Raw genomic sequence first — 22,392 nt, 5'->3', positions numbered from 1 at the left:
AAATGAAGCGCAACAAATTTATTAAGCATTTAAATGATAATAATTGTATACTTCATAGAAACGGAAGTAAACACGATGTCTTTATTAATATCCTTACTAAAAAGAAAACCACAGTACCAAGACATGCGGATGTAGACGATTTATTATGTGATACTATCTGTAAACAATTAAGCATTCCGAAACCATAAAATTTATAAGGTTCTAAGCACGCTCAATCAAAAGAATCTGCTACTCGGAGTTTTTTCTTCTTAAATACTTCTCTAAAGAGAAACTCTAAGGTTAACCTTTTTGGCTTTGTGCAATCAATTAGTAGAAGATTAAACCTTAATATTTTGGTAACGCTACAGCTTTAAATATTATTCAAGCTAAATATTGGAATTACCAAATATATTATTGATATTGTTTTCACAAATTCGAAGAAGAGCGGTAATGGTGATAACTTTTAAGATCCGAAAGGATAGTTAATAGCACACTCTGAAAGTATTTGTTAAAACCCGCGGTAAGCAAGCACATGCTTATGAGGGAAAGGTTAATGCTAATGTGCTCAGCTATTAACGATTCCTTCTTTCCGTACACGCACAAACAATAAAAAATAAAGGAGCCAATCTTAATATTAAGATTGGCTTCTTTTATGCGCTTAACTTTAATATAACAGATAATTCTGTTCCAATATTTGTTACCAGCAATTCTTCTGAAAATTGGTAGAAAGCAAAAAAGCCAGTCATCTTACGGGATAACTGGCTTTTTTGCTTCAGGTTTCTTTTGGTTACCTAACGTTAGCTAAGGTATAAATTTATTTTTTATGAAACAAGCTCTTTATCAACAAAATACATATCTACATCGCCCTTATTTTTAGCCAAAACTTTACCCCGGTGCAAACAACTAAACCAATCTTTTACCATGGCAAAAGTAGCGTCCGATATATTTACCCGGCCACTCTCGCCACTCGATTCCATGCGACTGGCAATATTTACGGTATCGCCCCAAATATCGTAGGCAAATTTTTTGCGCCCTACTACACCCGCCACTACCGGACCAGTATGAATGCCGATGCGCAAATCCCAGGGCGGCTGCCCGTCGGCTAAGCGGCTTTCGTTCAACTCCCTAATATATTCCTGTATTTCCAGAGCCGCCAGAATGGCATCTACAGCGTGCGACTGGTTTGGTACCGGAATACCGCCGGCACACATGTAAGCATCGCCAATGGTTTTAATTTTTTCGAGGTTATGTTTTTCAATAATAGCATCAAAGGCCATAAAACAATCGTTCAGTTCGGCTACCAGCTTTTGTGGCGAAAGCCCTTCAGCAATTTTAGTAAAACCTACAAAATCGGTAAATAGCACCGAAACACTCTCGTAATAGCGGGGTGTAGCTACACCTTTTTCTTTTAGTTCGTGGGCTACTTCGGCGGGCAGAATATTCAGCAGCAACTTTTCTACTTCCATTTTCTGCAGGTTTACTTCCAGGGTGCGTTCTACTACTTTCTGCTCTAACTCTTCGTTAGCGTCTTTTAATTCCTGTATTAGTTGTTTATTCGCGCGCCGCAACCGAAAAGCCTCAATGGCGTTGTCCATGGTAATTTTAAGCTCTTCTTTATCCCAGGGCTTTACAATGTAGCGGTAAACTTTGCCCGTATTAATGGCCTCAATAATCGATTCCATATCGCTGTAGCCCGTCAGAATCATGCGGATCAAATCTTTTTCTTCGGGCAGGTTCTGTAAAAATTGCACGCCGGTCATGCGGGGCATGCGCTGGTCGGTTATTACCAGCGAAACGTCTTTATCTTGCAGTATGGCTAAACCTTCTTCACCGGATATGGCAGTGTGCACTTTATAATACCGCCGGAAAGCCGATTTAAAAACCAGTAAATTATCTTCCTCATCATCGATGTAAAGAATTTCGGGCTTTTCGTACGCATCTACCGCCGCCGCAACCGGTTTATCTAAAGTTAAATTTTCCATGATAAGGGTAAATATTTAAATAAAAGCGTAATACTTTAAGGCCTAATATTTTATGTAGGCTAGGCTGTTGCTACTGCCAGCGGTTTGGCCGTTTCAGATAAAATAAGCGGAATTCGGATGATGAATTCGGTTCCAGCGCCGGGCTGGCTTTCTACTTCTATTTTGCCTTTATGCTTTTCAATAATGCCGTACGAAATAGATAAACCCAAGCCGGTGCCCTCTCCTACATCTTTGGTGGTAAAGAAAGGCTCAAAAATGTGCTTTTTCACTTCCGCGGTCATGCCGCTACCAGAGTCTTTAATGCGGATTACAGCAAAATCGTCTTCGGTGTAAGTTTTAATGGCAATAGTGCCCTCGCCTTTTATGGCCTGAATAGCATTGCCCAGAATATTCATAAACACCTGATTTAACTGGCCCGGATAACAATTAATGGGTTCCAGGTGGCCGTAGTTCTTACTTATTTTAATTCTTTCTTTTATCTGGTTGTTCAAGATTACCAGGGTAGAATCCAGTCCTTCGTGAATATCGGCCACTTTCAGGGTATTTTCGTCGAGGCGGGTAAAGTTTTTAAGGCTTCTTACAATTTCTTTGGTGCGGGTAGCACCGTTTTTTATGCTCCGCAGCAGTTGCTCCGATTCTTCAATGAGTTCATCCAGATCAACTTGTTTTTTCAGCTTGTTTAGTTTTTGCAGCGTTTGTTTATTGTCGGTATCGGGATCTAAAGCCAGGTAACCTTCTACCACTTCCATTATTTCGGTAAAATTATGCCGCAGCGAATCAATGCCGGCCGAAACAAAGTTGATGGGATTATTTATTTCGTGGGCAACGCCGGCGGTAAGCTGGCCCAACGATGCCATTTTTTCGGCCTGAATAAGTTGGGCCTGGGCACTAATCAGGTTGTTATACATTTGCTCCAGGCGGTCGCGCTGCGTGGCTATTTCTTCTTTTTGCTGATTTATTTCTACGTTTTTACGAGTTAGCTGCCAGTTTACCTTTACTTTGTTCCGGTAGTTGCGGTATAAAATACCGGCCAAAATCAGGATAAAGGCCAAGCCGGCAAACAGCGCATTTTTAATAATTTTTTGCCGTTGCAAATCCATGTGCTGCAAGGCTTTATCTTTGGTTAAGAGGTTTATCTGGGCTTGTTTTTTTTCGCTTTCGTAGTTGGCTTGCAGGTCTACAATTTTTTCGTTGGTTTCGGTATTGTAAATCTGGTCTTTCACGCTCGAGAGTAGCAATTGGTAATCGTAAGCTTTTTTATAATCGCCGGCTTTGCCGTAGAGGGTGGCCAAGCCTTCGTAAATAGCCTTTAGCTCGTAATTAGAACCCAACTCCTGCGCAATTTTCTGGGCTTGATTATAGGTATTTAAAGCCGCTTCCGGTTTCTCTTGTTTATCGTAAATTTGAGCAATACCTACTAAGGATTGGGCCATTTCGAGATTGGCTTTTACCTTTTGCGCCGTGGCGAGCGCCCGCTGGTGGTAGTTCAGGGCCTGCGTTAAATTGCCCTGACGCGTGTAAACTTTAGCAATATTATTTAACGCGTAAGCTACTTTGTCCTGCTTATCGGTTTCTTCCAGGGTTTTAAGCGATTTCAGAAAATATTGCAAGGCAGCGGCATCGTCTTCGCGGGCCAGGTATATTTCGCCAATATTTACCAGCAAGGTGCCAATGCCGGCTTTGTAGCCTATTTCTTCGCTTATTTTCAGGGCTTTGGTATAATATTCCAGCGCTTTTTGGTGCGTAGCTTTGTTGTTGTTATACACCGCCCCAATATTACTCATGGTAGTGGTCATGCGTTGTTTATCGCCTATTTCTTCGGCCACCTGCAACGACTGCAAATAATATTCAATAGCCCGGGCATCATCGCCTTTGTTAAAATAAACCGCCCCAATATTACCCAGCAGGTTAGCTACGCCGGCCTTATCGTTTATAGACTTAAACACCCGCAACGATTGCTGCCAATATTTAAGCACTTCTTCGTACTTGCCTTCCTGGTAATAAGCCAGCCCCATATTTTTCAGGGCTGCCGCCGCTCCTTTTGGGAAATGGTGCTGCTCGGCGAGTTGTTTGGCTTCCTGGGCGTATTTTACCGCTAATGCCAGATCGGTGCCCGCGTAAGATTTACTAATCGAAAGCAGCAGGTTAACCTTGGTGGTATCTTTGGCCGCAGCCAGGGCGGTAACTAGGCTATCGGGTAAGTTTTGCTGCGCCAGCAGGGTTATTTGGCTGAAAAGGAAAAAAGAAAAAAGTAAAAGTTTCTTCATAAATCCGACTGATTAAAACAGCTGCTTAACTAATATTAAACCAGTCGGCCGTAGCGGCTGATTATGGTACTAATTTTACTTAAAAAATACCTAAAAAGCAATCAGCAAACACAATTATAATTTGATTTTCAATACCTTACCGGTTTTAAACGCACCCCAAAGCAGCACCGGCAAAGCCCACTATTTAAGTTAGCTTTGCCGGTAACAGAAACGCGTTCGGGATTTAACCGAAAGCACCAGGTAGCATATTTATTCTTTAATAATTTTCAGTTGCTTCAATTGGTCGCCGCTTTCGATGCGCAGCAGGTATACACCGGCTTTAAAACGGCTCAGATCCAGGGCCACCGCATTTGCTTTTACTTGTTGCGCAGGTATACAAACCCGGCCCAGCATATCGAATAAGGTAATTCTGCTTTCCGGCAAGTTGCCGAGAGTTACCGATAATATATTTGAAACCGGATTGGGGTAAGCGGCTATTTCGGGAGCTGCCTTCAGATCAGCTTCTGCGGTTTGGTCGCGGGTAGCCAAGGCCGCCAGGCCAGAGGAGCTTTTACACCGCGCTGAGGAAGAACTCGCATCAGAAGCCACGGCAGTTTTACGGGTGTTGTTGTTGCTGGTTAAGGTCCAGGTTAGCTTAGAGCCATTAAAAACCACGGCCAGTTGTCTTGTATTTAGCCCTGGCCGGAAAAGTGTAGGCAATTGCCCGCCAATAACCTGAATTACACCCGTTCCTACTAAAGTATTAAGCGCGCCTGCCGGAATATAAACGGGCCCTTTGTTGCCATTGTCGTAACCAAAATGCGCAATATATTTACCACCGCCAATATCTTCTACGCATTCCAGAATAGGTTTAACTGCTTTTACGCCTGCACCAATGGGATTTACGCCCAAAATACCGTTTACATAATTAACAACGTAATTGGCCGGCCTGGTTGCGCTAGGCGGATTAACCGTTAAACCACCAGGCATAATCGCGTAAGTGCCGGCACTGGTTATAGGCAGCGGCGGATTTAAGCTGTAGCTAATGGCTCCGGAAAATAGGGGAATAGTGGTGCCGGGGTTGTTAGAAGTTATGGTTTGATTATAAGCAAAACCGGTTACGGTGGAGGTAAACGGCGGCAGCGGGGCACCCAAATCTATTACTTTGTCATCGGCTTTAACGATTAAGGTTTTGGGGTTTACTTTAAGCTTGCCTAAGCCATACGCCACATCAAAGTTATACGAGAGCAATGCGCCCGGCACAATCCAGTGAAATTCGGTTTCCTTCGTTACCGCAATACCAGAAATCAGGTTAATGGCATACACATCTGAAAGCATGCGTTCGCCGGGGCTGTAAATAATAATGGCATTGGTGTTACTAGCGGCATTTACAATATTGCTATTTACCAGGGCAGTGCCATTTACCAGTGCCGTAGCATCCACCAAAGCCGTGGCATCTACTAAAGCAGTTCCGTCTACTAAAGCAGTTGCGTCCACCAGCGCTGTGCCATCTACTAAAGCCGTGCCATCCACCAAAGCCGTTCCGTCTACTAGAGCCGTGCCATCTACCAGGGCGGTGCCGTCTACTAAAGCTGTACCGTTCGAGAGGGTGGTGCGGTTAACCAAGGCCGTGGCACTAACCAAAGCACTCCGGTTTACCAAAGCAGTTCCGTCTACTAGCGCCGTGCCATCTACCAGGGCGGTGCCATCTACAATAGCCGTAGCATTCTGGTCGGTGGTATATTTTAGGGCGGCGGTATGGGCGGCGGCGGCTTTGCTTACCAAGGCGGTTTTTACCGCATCAGAAACCGGAACAGCACCAACGGCATAGTTAAACGTGATGCCCTGAATTTTATCGCCGTAAGCCAAACTAAGATTATTGGGCGTAATGGTAAGCGGGACTTTTTTAACCTGGAGCGTGCCGTTTAAGAACACCAGCGCGTATTTAGCCGGATTGGTCAGCACCTCTTTTAGTTCGCCGGTCAGGCCATCGGGCAGCGGAGTTAAGGTTGGGCGCAAGAGATAAGTACCGGCATCCAGAAAAGCGCCTTGGTCGGTGGTGCCATTGGCTGGGTTCGAAATATTGATATACTGTTTAACCTGAGCTTCGGTAACGCCGGCCGGCAAACCCGAAATAGTGGCCGTAATAGCCGGCATGGGCTCACCGTAATATTTAGTAGCGTTACTGGCTTTAACTGTTACCACAGTCCGGTTGAAGAAATAAAGCGCATTCGACAGGCCGCCATCGTTGCCGTTGGGTACCGTTGCCGGATTCTGCACCTGAATATAAGGATTACCGCCTGGCCAGGAAGCAATCGTTACTTCTAACCGCTTTGCGTTTACAAACCGGAAATTGCTTTGGTTTAATTCGGTACCGTTAAGTAAAACCCGGGAGCCAGCCGATAAATAATTGCCTTCTACGGCTACTACAAAAGGCGTAGTAACCGGCGTGGTTGGGGTTACTGCGGGCGGTAAAACTAACCGCGATAGTACCGCTGCCGGATTAGCCAAATAACTTAAAGCGGCATCGGCCTGCACAAAACCGTACCCACTCAGCACATCAAACCCAGTGGTTTCTATATCCAGCGCTCTTTGGGTTAAAATATCTTTTACCTGGGTTGGGTTTAAAAAAGCGGGGGTAGCCGTTGTTCCGTAAAATTTATTGCGGGCACTTTGCAGCAAGGCCGCAATACCGGCCGCGTGGGGAGCAGCGGCCGATGTACCCGAGAAATTCGGAAACTGATCGTTATCAATGGTGCCGTCGCCGCCTACTGGCACGGTAGTATTCGCGCCATTGGGGGCTACAATATCGGGCTTGGCCCGCAAGGCTGGACTAATAGGATTGCCGTTCAGGTCGCGCAAAACAGGCGTTCCGCCTCTCGACGAAAAGGAAGCAACGGTGGGGGTGTTCTGGCCAAAAGCCGGCGTATTTTTGTATAAAACTGCGCCTACAGTAATCGCGCCGGTGGCATTGGCCTGCCCCACAATGGTAGAAGTATTATTATTGTATTCCAAAATACCGGCATCGCCGCGGAAAATCACGTATTTAAACCGCACGTTGGCACTAGCCGAACCGGCCGCTTTTACCACCATAAGATTGGTAATGGCGCCGCCGGCAGTAACCCGGAAAGGCAATATTTCTATGGGGTCGCCGCCCAGGTTGTTCCGGTTAAACCCGTAAATTGGGGTACCCGCATCATTGGCCAGGTAAATATCTAAATCGGTGGTAGTGCCGGTAGCGGTTTGGCCTAAAGAATAAAACGGATTATCCCATTGCAGCATAATGGTATATTTGCCCTCTGGTAAGGAAAGCCGCTGCAATACATCGCCGGTACCAAAAGCGTGCGGCTGCCCCAGGCTGTTGGCCGGAGCGGGGGTAAAAATATTGTCGTAAGACTTTACACCGTAGTTCCCGGCGGCCGAAAAATAAGTTACGCCCTGGCTACTAACTTGGTTAACGGCGCGAGCTACGGCTCCATCCTGGTAAAATGGTTCGGTTATATAGGTAATATCGTCTACAATAATATTGCTGCCAGCATTTTTAAGCTCAATAATACCATTAGCAAAATCGCCGGCACTAATAAAGCCAGTCCGGAAAGCCAGTGTTGCTTTGGGCGCTACATCGTGAATAATTTGCAGCATAGCCCGTCCTTCATCGGTGCCGCTACCATCTCTTAAATCTTGTAAAACTTGTACCGGTACCGAATTAAGCGAACTGCCCGAGCCGGGTAAATCGCCGGTACGTTCGTCTTGGGCGGCTCCGCCCCGGTTGTTATAACTATCCGATATTACACCTACTTTCACGCCTTCGCCCTGCACTTTAAAAGCCTGCCGCGCTAAACCTGATTGCTGAGCCGAATCGCCGGCACTGGTTACGCTGCCCGCATTAGAAATAGGGGTAAAAGCCGGCCTTACGTAATTAACCAGTTCGGGTAAATTATTTAATTTGAGTAAGTTAGCCACCGGGAAATAGCCGGTTATAATGAGGGTGTTGGGCGCATTGTAAATATTATTGCCGAGCAACCCATAAGCTACCGGGTCGCTGTCCAGGTCTTTCAGTTTTGCTAACAAAGCATCGTATTTCCCGGCATTTGCAATTACTTCTATCAGCACATAATTAGATTGAAACTGAAAAACATCTTCGGAAGGCGGTATACTTGGGTTAGGATTTTGGACCAGCGAAGTTAGTTCGGAACCCAGTTTGGTATTGGTTTTCAGGGCCGGCGGCACATAGCCCGGCACAATATTGCCCGTAGTAGGGCACGGACTAGCATTGGCACTGGTAGAAACTGTTCGGGATTTGCCATTGGGCAGGCTAATGGTCCAGGTGATTTTACGGCCATCATATTCCACGTCAAAAGCATTTTGCACCCGACCGGGTTTAAAAACAGTTAAAGGTTTGCCTATAGGCTTTTCCCCTTCGCCGGATAATAAGCTGCCTGTTTCGGGTATTATTAAGTCAGCCTTACCTTTATTGGTGTAGCCAAAGCTTACCACAAACTTATTATTGCCTACATATTTGGTGCAATTAGGGGTAATGGTAAGGTCATCTAAAGAAGTAGTTTGGGCTAGCGCTAGCCGGGGCCCCAAAGCAAGCCAGCTAAAAGCCGCCAGCCACAGAAAACAGACTGGTGCCACCAAGCGGGTAGTCTGATACCGAAAAAGAAGATAAAGGTGTTTCATGGTGATGCATATAGTTTAGGCGGGAAAAACGTGTTGTAAAAGTAAATGCGGGCACCCAACAACCTAGGCACCTGGATTTGAGGTTAAAATGTATGCCAAACCGGCATACAAGTAATTGTTTTATAAAAACGGAATAATCTTAGCCAGCCCAGATTAACTACTGCCCAAGCTATGGGTAAATATGCACCAAATTATCAAACTAAATACTTGATAAAAAGACGATTACACGGCTTAAATAATTCGGACAAATAATAATCAGTTGGTTTATATTTATTAATACAACCTGATTTATACACGCAATTGGAAAAATATTCTTTTGTATAAGATGTTCCTGTTTTTTGTATTCCGGCTATTTACCGGGTAATACATTAACTGTCACCACGAAAGAACTATAAATTAGGTAAAAAAATAAGCAAAAACCAAGAACTCATTGTAGTATTATAATATAGTTTGGCAAAAGTGCTTGTATAATTAATACAGGCCTTTATTTTGCTAGAATAATTTTAAACCTGGCAGTACAAGGAGTTCGGCAGCCAATACCAGAAGTTTAGCTAAATATTCATTTAAAACCGTTTATGCACCTGGAACTAGTAAATAAATTGTATGATAATGACTGGTTTTAAGAAAGGGAATAGCAATATTATTAAGTTAGCTTTAGTTGAATAAATTTATAAAACGTGTTTGGCTTACCCTGCGGGCAATTGGGCAATTTATCGGGCAATATTTGCTACACCCAATTTCCAGATTCTTCCGCCCACAATCCGGTGTATTTAACGGTAGGCATAAATCTAAACTAAGCGCTGCTTATTGGCAAAAACAATGGCAGCATCTCCGGGCTTTTAATTGGCGAAATCTACGAACAGGTAACTTTAAACCGGTTCTCCGGGGGGCGTACAAGTTAATTTTACTGGTTCTACTTTTCTGGGTGGGCTTATACCTGGCAATTTACGTAGGTTTATTTGGGCGCGTACCCTCCCGTACTGCGCTTAAAGCCCGGCAAAACCATACGGCCTCGGAAGTATACTCAACCGATAATATTTTGCTGGGCCGCTACTACATCCAGGATCGCACCAATGTAAACTTCGAAAATATTTCGCCGACGGCGGTAAAAGCATTAATTGCCACCGAAGATGCGCGCTTTTACGACCATAGTGGCGTAGATTACCGGAGCTTGCTGCGGGTATTATTTAAAACCATGCTACTGCAGGAAGAAAAATCGGGTGGGGGCAGTACCATTAGCCAGCAATTAGTTAAGAATTTATATCCGCGCCGGCAATATTATTTCTTAAGTACGCCCATTAATAAGCTGCGCGAAATGATAATTGCGCGTCGGCTCGAAAATATTTATTCTAAAACCGAAATATTAGAACTTTACCTGAATACCGTACCCATGGGCGGTGATTTATTCGGGATTGAGCGGGCGGCCCGGCGCTTTTTTAATACCACTGCCGACTCGGTTAAAACCGAAGAAGCGGCCGTTTTAATTGGCATGCTAAAAGCCACCACTACCTACAACCCGCGTCTGAATTTAGAAAAATCGCGGCAACGCCGAAACGTAGTGTTGAACCAGATGGCTAAATACGGTTACCTCCCTCCGGCCCAAGCCGATTCTTTAAAGAACCTGCCCCTGAAATTAAAATACCGTTACGAAACTCACAACGATGGCCTGGCCCCTTATTTTCGGGAGCAGTTGCGCCTGGAGCTGGTAAAATGGTGCGCTACCCAAGTAAAAGCAGATGGCAAGCCTTATAATTTATACACCGATGGCCTGAAAATATATACCACCTTGCACGCGGGTATGCAAACCCACGCCGAACGCGCTATGCGCAAACGAATGGCCCGCCTGCAAAGCCAGTTTGATGCGCACTGGAAAAACCGCTCGCCGTGGGGCAACAACCCCGAAATAATGCGGGCTGCCATGCGGCGCTCTAAACATTACCAGAAACTAAAAGCTGCCGGCTTAACCGATGCAGCCATTCAGGAGCAGTTCCGGCAACCAAAAGAAATGAATTTATTTAGCTGGCGCGGCACCATTAAGCGCACCCTAACGCCCAACGACTCGTTGCGCTACTACGAACGCTTTTTAAATACCGGCTTGCTGGCCGTAGAACCCGAAACCGGTTACGTGCGGGCCTGGGTGGGCGGTATCGATCACCATACGTTTAAATACGATCATGTGCGCTCGCGCCGCCAAGCCGGTTCTACGTTTAAGCCCATTGTTTATACCGCGGCCCTGGAACGAGGCCTGGAGCCCTGCACTTATTTCCCGAACCAATTGCAAACCTACACCGAAAGCGACAACTGGACGCCGCATAATGCCGATAATAAATACGGCGGCGAATATTCGATGCGGGGTGCGCTGGCGCACTCGGTAAATACTATTTCGGCGCAGGTGCTCATGAAAACCGGCCTGGAACCCACTATTTCGCTGGCCCGGCGCTTGGGTATTCAGAGCCCATTACCCAAAGTACCGTCGCTGGCCTTAGGCACCGCCGATTTATCGCTGCTGGAACTGGTTACGGCTTACGCTACTATTGCTAATAATGGCTACCGCATAAAACCAGTTTACATTGCCAAAATAACCGACCGTAACGGTAAAATATTACGGCAACACCGGCCCGGCGCAGGCGTAGCAAAAGCGGTAGCTACTGAACACGCCGCTACTATGCTGGAATTACTAAAAGGCGTTGTACAAGAAGGTTCGGCTAACCGGCTCCGTTCAGAATTTAGCTTAACCCTGGATATTGCGGGTAAAACCGGCACTTCGCAGGACCACGCCGATGGCTGGTTTATTGGCATTACGCCCCAATTGGTAACCGGCGTGTGGGTAGGCGCGGAAAACCCGGCCGTACGTTTCCGAACCTTAAGCCTGGGACAAGGGTCTAACACGGCTTTACCTATTTGGGGCGATTTTATGAGCCGCGTGGTCCGCGACCGGGAATTTGCTAACTGGCGCAACAGCCATTTTCCCCTTTTACCACCTGAGTTGCAACAACGCTTAAATTGTCCTTCTTTTCTGGCCGAACAGCCTGCCGTTATTAAACAAACATCTTTCCTGGATAAACTTTTTGATGTATTTAAAAGCAAAAAGAAAGAACGGAAGGAACGGAAAAAAGAAGAGAAAGAGAAAAAGAAAGGCCGGGGAAGATTCTGGGATTGATATAGCCACAGAAACAAAAAAGCTCCTGTTTAACCAAGAGCTTTTTGTAAAATATTTATTCTCAATATTTAATAATTCGGGTTCTGGGTTAAAGTAGGTTTGCCCGCTACGGTGCTGTTTAATATTTCTTGTATGGGAATCGGGAAATATTCGTGCTTACCCTTTACAAACTGTACCCCTTTTAAATAAGAGCGCTTGTTGCCTTCTACTGCGTAGTAAGCGTTCAGTACCTGGTCGGCAATGCCCCAGCGCACCAAATCAAACCGCCGGTGGCCCTCCATGCCAAATTCTAGCCGCTGCTCAAACTGAATGGCTTTTCTGGCTTGGGCCTTATCGGCCCAAGGGGCGGTATATTCTTTTATTACGTAGTTAGCGGCCGGGGTACCATCGGCCTTTTTCACGAAGCCATCGGGGTTGGCGGCTCTTCTTCTGATTTGGTTTACGTAGCCCCGGGCGGCGTCCAGGTTACCTAATTCGGTTTCAACTTCGGCCAGCCAAAGCAATACGTGCGAGTACCTAATCATGCGGTAATTATTGGCGTTTAAGCGCGGGTTACCGGCAAAGGTATTTGTGCCCACATCGGTGCGGTACATCACGTGTTTTTTAGGCGAATAAGGTCCGCCGTAAGCCTGGTCGCGCACGTAAGTTTTACCCGGATGTACGCCCCAGTCCAGGAACGGAATGCCGCGCCGGCCAACGGTCCAGTCCAGGCGCGGATCAAAAGTACCTTCGTCGGGGGTAAATGGTTGCGTGGCTTCTATGCCCTGGTCGCTTTTGACGTCGCTGCTGTTAAAGGTATCGAGCAAGGGCAAACCATCGGCACTGGTTTTAAAAGCATTAACCAGGTTTTGCGAAGGCTGAAAGAACCCGCAGCAGGTAGTTACGCCGCCGCCGCCGTAAGGGTAATTAAGCGTAGCGCCAATATTGCCGTTTTCGCCACCCGGCGCCCCATCGTTCACGGAATTTTGTATTTCAAAAATAGACTCCGCATTATTATTCGTAACCGCCTTGAAATTATCGTGGTAGCGATCTACTAACCTAAACTGGTCGCTGTTTACAATAGCTTCGAGCAAAGGCTTGGCTTCGGTGTATTTCTGCTGAAAAAGATACGCTTTGGCTAATGTAGCGGCGGCCGCCCACTTACTAGCCCGGCCGGGTTGCGCTTGTTTGGCTGGTAGTGTATTGTAGGCAAAAGTTAAATCTTCTACAATTTTCGGCCAAATATCGGTGGTATTGGGCTGCTTGGTACTTTCCAGGTTGTTGGGGTCGTAAATGGTTTCATCAATATACGGCACGTTGTTAAACATTTTCTTCAGCTCTAAGTGGAAATGCCCCCGTAAGAACCTAGCCTCAGCGGTAATTTGCTTAGCGTCTGCTTCTGATACATCGGTGGCTTTTACTAAATTCTGAAGTACATCGTTTGTGCGGGCAATGCCATCGTACATGCCCCGCCACTTGCCCCGGAAATAAATATTATCGGAGGCAATATTATGCTGCTCAATTAACGAAATAGGTGGCTGATCGCCGGCAATGGTACCTTTGTAAGCATCATCCGAAGCCACACTGCCATAAACCCAGTTATCGGCAGAAGCCTGGTAAGAACGGTAAGCCCCTTCGGCGGTGGCCCAGCCATCGAGCAAAGAATAGGCGCCTACCAGCAAAGAATTAATGCCTTTGCTGTTTTGCAGGGCCCCACCGCTTAAAGCGGCCTTGGGTTGTACATCCAAAAATTTATCGGAGCAGGCGCTAACTATACTCAGCAGCACCGCACTTATTATAATTGTAGTCTTTTTCATTTCTTTAAAAATTTACTTAACAGAAAATAAGAGGAAACTGCCCTACTTAAAAACTAACATTTACCCCTATCAGAAATTGCTTGGCTACCGGGTAAGATCCGCCGTCTACGCCAATCTGACGGTCGTTACCCGAGGTATAATTGCGCAGGTTTATTTCGGGGTCCATGCCGGAATAATCGGTAATGGTAAACAGGTTCTGTGCCTGCAAATACACACGGGCGCTGCCTAAGCCAATTTTGGTAAACAAGGTTTGGGGCAAGGTATAAGTTAACTGCACGTTCCGCATCCGGAAATAAGATCCGTCTTCGAGGTAATAAGTAGAAGGCAAAATACTTACCTGGTCGCTGGAAGTGAGTTGGGGCAGAATAGCATCGGTTTTACCGGGCCGCCACGAATCGTACAACATGCGGGTGCTCCGGTTACCGCCAAAAGTCGGGAAATCGGTCCAATATTTTACGTAGTTAAATATTTCGTTCCCTTGCGAGCCCTGGCCAAATAAAGTTAAACCAAAGTTTTTGTAGTTCACATTAATATTCAGGCCATAAGTAAAATCGGGGTGCGGGTTACCGATGATCGATAAATCCTGGGTATTAATAACTTTATCGCCGTTAATATCTACAAAGTGGAAGCGGCCGGCTTTATTCTGGTTAGTGCCCAGGTTGTTTTTAGGCGCGGCCGCGGCTTCATCGTCGGTTTGGAAAATACCATCCAGGGTGTATCCAAAGAAAGAAGAAATAGGATGACCTTGCTGGGTTACCACAAAATTCTGAATCCGTTCGTCGTTAATGCCAAAATATTGGGTATTGGGGTCGCCGGTGGTTTTGGTTACCTCGTTGCGGTAGGTACTTACATTACCGGTAATGCTATAGGTAAACTGGTTATCCATGGCCTCACCGCTATAAGTTAAAGCCAGATCTACGCCCCGGTTGCGCATTGAGCCAATATTCTGGAAAGGCGCGGTAGCTACCCCGGCGGTAAGCGGTGCCGGCACCGGAAACAGCATATCGGTAGTAAGGCGGGTATACCAATCGAAAGAAGCATCTATTTTATTGCCCAGTAAACTTAAATCCAGGCCAATATTAGTAGAAGTAGTGGTTTCCCATTTAGCCCGGGCGTTGCCAAACTGCGTTAGCTCGTAACCCGGTATTGCCGAGGTGCGCGAACCGTTTAAATCGTAGAAAGAGTTGGCCGGGCTGGTGGTAAATTGGGTAACCGAATTATAATTACCAATTTCCTGGTTTCCGGTTTGTCCCCAGCCGGCTCTTAACTTAGCCCGATTAAGCCAGGTGGTTAGGCTTTGGGCAAAAGTTTCTTCGGAGAAAACCCAACCCGCGCTTACCGCCGGAAAAATAGCTGTCCGGAACTGCGGCGCAAACCGCGAAGAACGGTCGCGACGCAACGTACCTTCGAGTAAATATTTATCGCCGAACGAATAGTTTACCCGGGTAAATTCCGAAGCTAAAGCCCAGTTAGAAGCGCCGCCATTATTGGTTTGTACGCCCGTGCCGCCGCTTAAATAACGGTTCTCAATATCGTCGGAAGAGAAGTTGGTACGGGAGGCATCAAAAAATTCGTAATAATCTTTAATCGATTCAGTACCAATCAGGAAATTAAACCGGTGGCGTTCGCCCAGGTTAAGCGTGTAAGCCAGGGTGTTATACCAGGTCCAGGTCCATTCGTAATTATTGGTGGTTTGCAAACTGTTAGAGCCCCTGGCCTCGGCCGATTCAATATCGCGGATGGTATAATTGCGGAAGTTATAGGTATTGTAGTCAATCCCGAAACTGGTTTTGGCCGTTAAGTCTTTCAGAATATCTATTTCGGCGTAAGCATTACCAAATAAGCGCAGTTCTTTCTGGTCGTTATCTTTATTCCGCCACAAATCGCCAACGGGCTGGCGCGAATTATCCAGGTCAGTACCCCGGGTACCGGCAAAGGTTGTTCCGGACACATCGTAAACCGGCACAATGGGCTGAATGCGGTAAGCAAAAGATATAGGGTTGCTCTCGCTGTTGTTACCGCTGGGCTGACCAATGCGGCTACTATGCCCAAACTGGAAGTTCTCGCCTATTCGGATGCGTTTGTTCACATTAAACTCGGTATTGGCGCGCAGCGAATAACGTTTAAATCCGGTATAAATCATAATGCCTTCCTGGTCGAAATAATTTAAAGACATGGCATACCGGCCGCTTTCGTTGCCGCCCGAAACCCCTAGCTGGTGATTCTGAATAGGAGCCGGATCAAATATTTCGTCCATCCAATCGGTACCGGCTTTATTGGCTTTGGTAATCATCCACCTGGTGCGGTTAAAGTCGGCGGCATCAATATTATTGCTGTAGTTAATATAATTGCCGTTGGCATCCTGGGCTACGCGCGGGTCGCCTTCCATGGCGCCGGCCGGAAATATATAATCCGGAATTACCGGCTCCGGCCCGTTGCCAAACTGCGCGTGCACCGGGTTGCCGTTAGGCCCTACGGCGCCAGCATTTTTCCGCGATTCCCATACTAGTCGGGCGTATTCCTGGGTATTCAGCATATCTAAGAACTTGCCGGGCCGCTGGGTGCCAAAGTACATATCGTAAGTAAACATGGGTTTACCCGCTTTACCCTTTTTGGTCGTAATAATTACCACGCCGTTACCTGCCCGCGAACCGTAAATAGAAGCCGCCGAGGCATCTTTCAGAATCTGCATCGACTCAATATCGTTGAGGTTCAGGGTATTCAGGTTGCCTTTGGTGGGTACGCCATCTACCACGTACAGCGGCGAGTTATCGTTAATGGTACCAAAACCCCGGATGCGCACCATCACGCCGCCCCCCGGACTGTTTTCGTTGCCTACTGTTACCCCGGCTACTTTACCCTGCATGGCTTGCCCCAGGTTGGTAGATGGCGTAGATAATAATTGCTGGGCATCAATGGTAGATACGGCACCGGTAATATCTTTTTTAGACTGGGCGGTATACCCCGTTACCACTATTTCCTGTAGCGCTTTGGCATCTTCTGTAAGCGTTATATTTACGGTGCCGGGCCCGGAAAAATTTTTCTCCTGGGTAGCGTAGCCAATAAAAGAAAATACCAGGGTACCAGCCGTTTCCGGTACGCTTAAACTGTAAGAACCATCTGGGCTGGTGGTAGCGCCGGTAGAGGAGCCTTTCAGGAGCACCGTAACGCCGGGCAAAGGTTCGCCGGTTGGTGAAGTTACCCGACCGGTTATTGGCCAGACAACCAGTTTATCGGCCGTTAAAAGATGGGAAGCAGTAATTTTAGTACCCGCTTTGGCATTAGTACCAGCAAATACCGCTGCAGGAGGGCTATTTGCCAAAAAACCGGCAAAAACCAGTAGGCAAATATTCCGCTGCCATTGCTGGGAATTTTTTGTTTTTTTCGACATGGGAAATGGGTGTTTAGGTGAGATTGGATTGTAAAATTTAATGAATTCTAAGGTATTTTTTCTATATATAAATATTACTTGTAAAAAATTTACATTTTTAATATTTTATATAGATATTCTTTGAATTTTTATTAATAAACAGCTATTACTTATAAACAATTTACATTGCATTTAACTAAATTATCTTACTCATTATTAATACCTTACCGGTTATAAGCGACCAAACAGACGGGCAAACGGCTACTGAAAAAGAGTTGAACGATTTAAAAGTTGTATGAACAAATATTAGCAGCCAGTTTACTTTAGGAAGCAGATCACCACCTTGGCTTACAGAAATTATTTCTTTCGTGCGGCAAATTTTTATAGCTTGGTATTATTTTTTTGATGTTTCCTGATTAGTTTATGAATACTTACCCGCTGGTGTCGGTGCTGATGCCCGTTTACAATGCCGAAAAATACCTGGCAGAAGCCATAGAAAGCATTTTAAACCAAACCTACCCGCACTTTGAGCTGCTGCTTCTGAATGATGGTTCTACGGATGCCAGCGCTGCCATTATTGGCCGTTACCACGACAATCGCCTGCGGGTTATGCATTCGCCGGAAAATATTGGTTTAATCGCGCAATTAAATAAAGGGTTGGCGCTAGCTACGGGCCAATATATTGCCCGCATGGATGCCGATGATATTAGCTTGCCGAACCGGCTTGAAAAGCAGGTCGGGTTTATGGAGGCGCATCCGGAAGTAGGTATTTTGGGCTCGGCCATAAATCATTTTAAACACAACAAAATAATATATACCGAAACTTTTGCGCTGGAGCACGACAAAATAAAGAGCTTCTTAATATTTGATACCCCTTTTGCCCACCCGGCAGTAATTATGCGGCGCCAGGTATTGCTAGCTAATAATTTAAGTTATCAGCCGCAGTACCAAGCTGCCGAAGACTATAAATTTTGGCTGGATATGCTCCTGGTAACGCAAGGGGCAAACCTGGCCGAGCCGCTGCTGCTTTACCGCGATTCCGGCACCCAGGTATCTAAACAGCACCAAAGCCTGCAGGTAACCAATGCGGGTAAAATTCGGGCAGAAGCGTTTCAGTTACTCAGCCTGCAGCTCACCCCCGAAGAATTTAATTACCATAACCAGCTTTGGTACCACCCCTGGGAACCGAATGAATTATTTTTTAGCCAAGCTATAAATTGGTTTACCTACTTACTGGAAGCAAATAATAAAAGAAAATTATTGCTGCCGGCTGCTTTGGGCTACACGTTGGGTTTATTATTATTTCGGCAATGCCTGCAACATGCCGCAGTTGGGTTTAATGCGTTTAAAATTTACCAATCTTCGCCGCTTTATGCTTATTACCAGCCTACAGCAGCAGCGTTATTTAAACTTAGATGGGCGCCTTTTTACCGGCACGCCAATTATTATTTTCGTTACAACGGCTCTTTACTAAAGCAAAAACTCAAAAAGCTGCTGCCCCTAAAAAATTAGATCTCGACCTAATATATCGCTTTAAATTTACCCTAAAGTGCTGAATGCAAAATATTGCCACTGCCCGGCAGCATGTTGTTTTAACCGTGCTAGTGCTCCAAATAAAATACATTTAACTTAAGCCGAAGCCATTTTATCGGATTTAAAAGCAATCGGAACCGCATTTAGCCGTTTATTCGTAAACACCCAAAACCAACCTGCAAACTCTGATGATGCAATTACAGCCCTACTGGAAATATTTGTTTTTACTGGCCTGCCTTTTGGGAGTGGTAAATTTGTGCAGCCAGCAAGTAATACCCAGTCAACCCGGTAGTGGCGTTTACCGTCCGTTTCCGTTGCCCCAATCTTTAACCTTTGCCGGCGAACCAGTGCCCCTGGAAATACCAGATGTAGCCGAGCGCCTGGACCGCGAACTGCAATCCACAGCTTACTTTCATTCGAATACCTTACTGGCCCTAAAACGGCTGCAACGTTATTTACCCGAATTAGACCGTTTGCTCCGCGAAAACGACATGCACCCCGATTTTAAATATTTAGCGCTGGCCGAAAGTTTATTAAGCAATGCTACTTCGCCTAAAGGTGCGGTGGGTATATGGCAGCTAATGCCTGCTACGGCTCAAGCCCTGAAACTAACCATAAACGACGAAGTTGACGAACGCTATCATTTTGAGAAATCTACCATAGCCGCCTGTAAACACCTGAAATACGGGTATAAACGCTTTGGTTCCTGGACCAGCGCGGCGGCCGCTTATAACCGGGGAGCGGGCGGCCTCGATGCTGCTTTTAAAACCCAAAAAGTAACTTCTTACTACGACCTGTACCTGAACGATGAAACATCGCGCTATTTATTCCGGATATTAGCGTTAAAAGAAGTACTGGAAAACCCTAAACGGTATGGCTTCAGCATGATGGACGCCGATAGCTACCCTGCTACGCCTACCCGAGCCCTAACTGTAGCCACCACCATTACAGATTTACCCGAATTTGCTTTGGCACAAGGCACCAACTACAAAACCTTGCGGCTGCACAACCCGTGGCTTCGCGGCTACAAACTTACTATTAACGATACTACCTCCCGCTATACGCTTTTAATTCCGGCGTCAGCAGCCAAAGAATAATATACACTTTTAACCAATTAAAATTCGCAATAAAGCCCATAATTTATACAGCACAGTTAAAAGGCTACCCAAAACAAGCGTTTCCGGGTGGCCTTTTTTATATTTACTTAATTATATTCCTGCGCTAAAGCATTGTATACCGGTAATTGCAATTATTCTATAGAATAAAACAGGTATTTTCTTTAAGCGCGGGTTTACTGGAATAAAGCTTCATGAAGCGCAAACCCAAAATAAAGCAGAAAAAATAGTTTAGCCCTAATCTTTTGCTAAAGCTTTACACGTAAACGAATCTTACAGGAATTAATATCCGGTAAAACAGAACCAAACCACTTTACGAGTAAGCTAAGGCATTTTTCTTTTTTATAGTGGCTTTAGATTTGTTTATAACAAAATATTCTTGTTATTTTTAAGTTCTGCTTTTTAAAAAAGATTTCTTCCGGGAGTTTTTTAAAATATTTAGCTCAGTAAAGCGTATTTATAAAAGAACAGAATTAGCAGATTATAACGAGTAAAGCAATTTTAAAGCTGTTTTAAAGAAAATAAATATTATATTATTTATATATATTAAATATTAAATAAATATATTTGTATTGTTTAGTGCTGTTGGTTTCAGGAATTATTTATTTTGTATGTACAATATTGTTTTTTAAATGAATGCAGGAATATTAATTAAGTCTTTAAACTGCATTAAATACTATTTAACTTCTTCGCAAAAGCGGGAAGGAATGGCCATGCTGTTTTTATCTATATTTTCGTCTTTACTAGATGTAATTGGGTTAGCAGCACTGGTACCCCTTATTATTGCTGCTTCCGAAACCGGTTACATCCAAAAAAATAAGTATTTTTCGTTTTTGTTTTCCAGCCTGGGCTTTTCTTCCGAAAGTGCTTTCCTGATTTTTGCGGTACTGGTAATCTTTTGTTTCTTTTTGCTGAAAAACCTTTTTTCTACCTGGATAAACTACCGGCAGGTAAAATTTTCGGCAGCTATTGCCAATACTATTATTCACCGGCAGTATACCAAGTTTACCGGCTTACCTTTCTGGCTTTTTAACAACATGGGGCATATTAATATTATGTATTACATAATAGATATTCCGTCGCAGTTTATAAGTGGTATTTTCCGGGGCTTGTTCGTTATTTTTTCCGAGTTCGTTATTTTAATTATCATTATTGCGGGTATTCTGCTTTTTAAGCCCACCCTGCTAATCTTGCTCGTGGTTATTCTGGGGCCAACTACCATTTTAACCTATAACGCGCTCAAAAAGCGGGGCAGCAAAATAGGGCAGCGAGCCAACGAAATCAGGCCGGTGGCCACCGGCATTACCGCCGACTCACTTTTGGGCCATGTAGAAATAAAATTAGCCGAGAAAGAAGAAGAATTTAAAAATATTATCTCGGGTTATATTAAGGAACTGCAAACCTTAGAGGCCAAAGGCTATTTACTTTCGCTTATTCCTATTAAAATTATTGAAATGGTAACCATTTTGGGTGTGGTAACTATTTTTATTTACTCTTTAATATTTGTAGACAACCCCAAAGAGTTACTGGCCATTCTGGGCTTATTTACAGCGGCGGCTTACCGGCTAATGCCATCGGTAAACCGGCTGATGGTGGGCATGGTAGAACTGAAAAAAAACCAGTATACCATTAATTTGCTCAAAGAATTTGATGAATACGACGAGCAGGTTACCGGGCCAACGCCGCAAAAGCCACTGCAGTTTAAATCCGAAATCAAACTAGACCAGGTAAGCTTTTCTTTTCCGGGCAAGGATATACCGGTTTTAAAAGAAGTTTCCTTAGAAATAAAAAAAGGCGAAAAAGTTGGTTTTATAGGTAGCTCCGGTGCCGGCAAAACTACTTTAATGAACTTGCTATTGCGGTTTTATACCGAAAGTAATGGCGGCATTTATGTAGATGGAGTGAAATTATCGGACAAAAATTTAAAAGCGTGGCGCCGGCTAATTGGCTATGTAAAGCAAGATGCCTTTTTAATGAATGCCTCCATTAAAGATAATATTACCTTATTCGACAAAGCGGTAGATGAGCAACGCTTAGCCGATGCCCTCGAAAAAGCCTCGCTTCAAGAGTTTGTGGCCGCTTTGCCCAATGGCGTAGAAACACCCATCGGCGACCGCGGCTCTAAATTATCGGGTGGCCAGCGCCAGCGCATAGGCATTGCCCGGGCCTTATACAAGAAAACCGAAATACTAATTTTTGACGAAGCTACCAGCGCTCTCGACAACACCACCGAAAAAGAAGTAAACGAAGCTATTAAGAATCTTTCAGATACCAATATTACCATTTTAATTATTGCCCATCGGTATACCTCTTTAAAGGAGTGCAACAGAATATTTGAATTAAAAAACGGAGAAATTATATCGCAGCGGAGCTATTCAGAATTAATAAAAGAAGCAATTTAAATTTTCTGATAATTTTTTTTACAAAATATTTATATATTAAGATTTACATATTTAACTTTATATAAATAATTTTCAACTTACTGCCCAATGGTAAGCAGCAACCACAAAAGTATGGCCATGCTGCGC

Annotated in this window: 10 protein-coding genes; 5 read left to right on the top strand and 5 right to left on the bottom strand. The window is 45.0% G+C overall.

The features are described 5' to 3' along the window. The first annotated feature begins 2 nt into the window (after positions 1–2). Positions 3–188 (top strand): type II toxin-antitoxin system HicA family toxin, encoded by a 186-nt coding sequence (locus F0145_RS27015; RefSeq protein ID WP_150089349.1) that lies wholly within the window; start codon positions 3–5, stop codon positions 186–188. A 612-nt stretch (positions 189–800) separates the two neighbouring features. Here the strand turns inward: F0145_RS27015 and F0145_RS15080 are convergent. The 3 genes from F0145_RS15080 to F0145_RS15070 all read right to left on the bottom strand — a co-directional run bounded on the left by F0145_RS15080 (position 801) and on the right by F0145_RS15070 (position 8,890). Beyond that, entirely contained in the window at positions 801–1,961 is a 1,161-nt protein-coding gene (locus F0145_RS15080) for an adenylate/guanylate cyclase domain-containing protein (protein WP_150089347.1), read from the bottom strand. Positions 1,962–2,020: 59 nt separating this feature from the next. Further along, the gene (locus F0145_RS15075; protein WP_150089345.1) at positions 2,021–4,228 is read right to left on the bottom strand and encodes a tetratricopeptide repeat protein; all 2,208 of its coding nucleotides are present in this window, start codon (positions 4,226–4,228) and stop codon (positions 2,021–2,023) included. Positions 4,229–4,477: 249 nt separating this feature from the next. Beyond that, positions 4,478–8,890 (bottom strand): S8 family serine peptidase, encoded by a 4,413-nt coding sequence (locus F0145_RS15070; RefSeq protein WP_150089343.1) that lies wholly within the window; start codon positions 8,888–8,890, stop codon positions 4,478–4,480. 658 nt (positions 8,891–9,548) lie between these two features. Here F0145_RS15070 and F0145_RS15065 point away from each other — a divergent pair. Beyond that, complete coding sequence (locus F0145_RS15065) at positions 9,549–12,050, top strand: penicillin-binding protein 1A (RefSeq protein WP_223816090.1); 2,502 nt, start codon at positions 9,549–9,551, stop codon at positions 12,048–12,050. A 68-nt stretch (positions 12,051–12,118) separates the two neighbouring features. On the opposite strand, the gene F0145_RS15060 is transcribed toward F0145_RS15065, so the two are convergent. Next, the gene (locus F0145_RS15060; protein WP_150089341.1) at positions 12,119–13,846 is read right to left on the bottom strand and encodes a RagB/SusD family nutrient uptake outer membrane protein; all 1,728 of its coding nucleotides are present in this window, start codon (positions 13,844–13,846) and stop codon (positions 12,119–12,121) included. 46 nt (positions 13,847–13,892) lie between these two features. Beyond that, on the bottom strand, positions 13,893–17,237 hold the full coding sequence (locus F0145_RS15055) for a SusC/RagA family TonB-linked outer membrane protein (protein WP_150089339.1): 3,345 nt from the start codon (positions 17,235–17,237) through the stop codon (positions 13,893–13,895). Between the two features lie 402 nt (positions 17,238–17,639). Here F0145_RS15055 and F0145_RS15050 point away from each other — a divergent pair, with 402 nt between their 5' ends. From F0145_RS15050 to F0145_RS15040, 3 genes are all read left to right on the top strand, one after another. After that, positions 17,640–18,728: a glycosyltransferase gene (locus F0145_RS15050; RefSeq protein ID WP_150089337.1), complete on the top strand. Its 1,089-nt coding sequence runs from the start codon at positions 17,640–17,642 to the stop codon at positions 18,726–18,728. A gap of 209 nt (positions 18,729–18,937) precedes the next feature. Then, the gene (locus F0145_RS15045; protein ID WP_150089335.1) at positions 18,938–19,846 is read left to right on the top strand and encodes a lytic transglycosylase domain-containing protein; all 909 of its coding nucleotides are present in this window, start codon (positions 18,938–18,940) and stop codon (positions 19,844–19,846) included. Between the two features lie 650 nt (positions 19,847–20,496). Continuing rightward, on the top strand, positions 20,497–22,266 hold the full coding sequence (locus tag F0145_RS15040; protein WP_150089333.1) for an ABC transporter ATP-binding protein: 1,770 nt from the start codon (positions 20,497–20,499) through the stop codon (positions 22,264–22,266). Positions 22,267–22,392: the final 126 nt, after the last annotated feature.

This window comes from Adhaeribacter rhizoryzae (assembly GCF_008629685.1).
In the GTDB taxonomy this organism is placed as follows: Bacteria; Bacteroidota; Bacteroidia; order Cytophagales; family Hymenobacteraceae; genus Adhaeribacter; species Adhaeribacter rhizoryzae.
Note: the sequence above shows the minus strand (reverse complement) of the source record. Positions and strands in the feature narration are given on the sequence as shown.

Bases quoted from the DNA above. Each gene is read 5' to 3' on its own strand.
- F0145_RS27015 (WP_150089349.1), top strand. From the start codon at position 3: ATGAAGCGCAACAAATTTATTAAGCATTTAAATGATAATAATTGTATA.
- F0145_RS15080 (WP_150089347.1), bottom strand. From the start codon at position 1,961: ATGGAAAATTTAACTTTAGATAAACCGGTTGCGGCGGCGGTAGATGCG.
- F0145_RS15075 (WP_150089345.1), bottom strand. From the start codon at position 4,228: ATGAAGAAACTTTTACTTTTTTCTTTTTTCCTTTTCAGCCAAATAACC.
- F0145_RS15070 (WP_150089343.1), bottom strand. From the start codon at position 8,890: ATGAAACACCTTTATCTTCTTTTTCGGTATCAGACTACCCGCTTGGTG.
- F0145_RS15060 (WP_150089341.1), bottom strand. From the start codon at position 13,846: ATGAAAAAGACTACAATTATAATAAGTGCGGTGCTGCTGAGTATAGTT.
- F0145_RS15055 (WP_150089339.1), bottom strand. From the start codon at position 17,237: ATGTCGAAAAAAACAAAAAATTCCCAGCAATGGCAGCGGAATATTTGC.
- F0145_RS15050 (WP_150089337.1), top strand. From the start codon at position 17,640: ATGAATACTTACCCGCTGGTGTCGGTGCTGATGCCCGTTTACAATGCC.
- F0145_RS15045 (WP_150089335.1), top strand. From the start codon at position 18,938: ATGATGCAATTACAGCCCTACTGGAAATATTTGTTTTTACTGGCCTGC.
- F0145_RS15040 (WP_150089333.1), top strand. From the start codon at position 20,497: ATGAATGCAGGAATATTAATTAAGTCTTTAAACTGCATTAAATACTAT.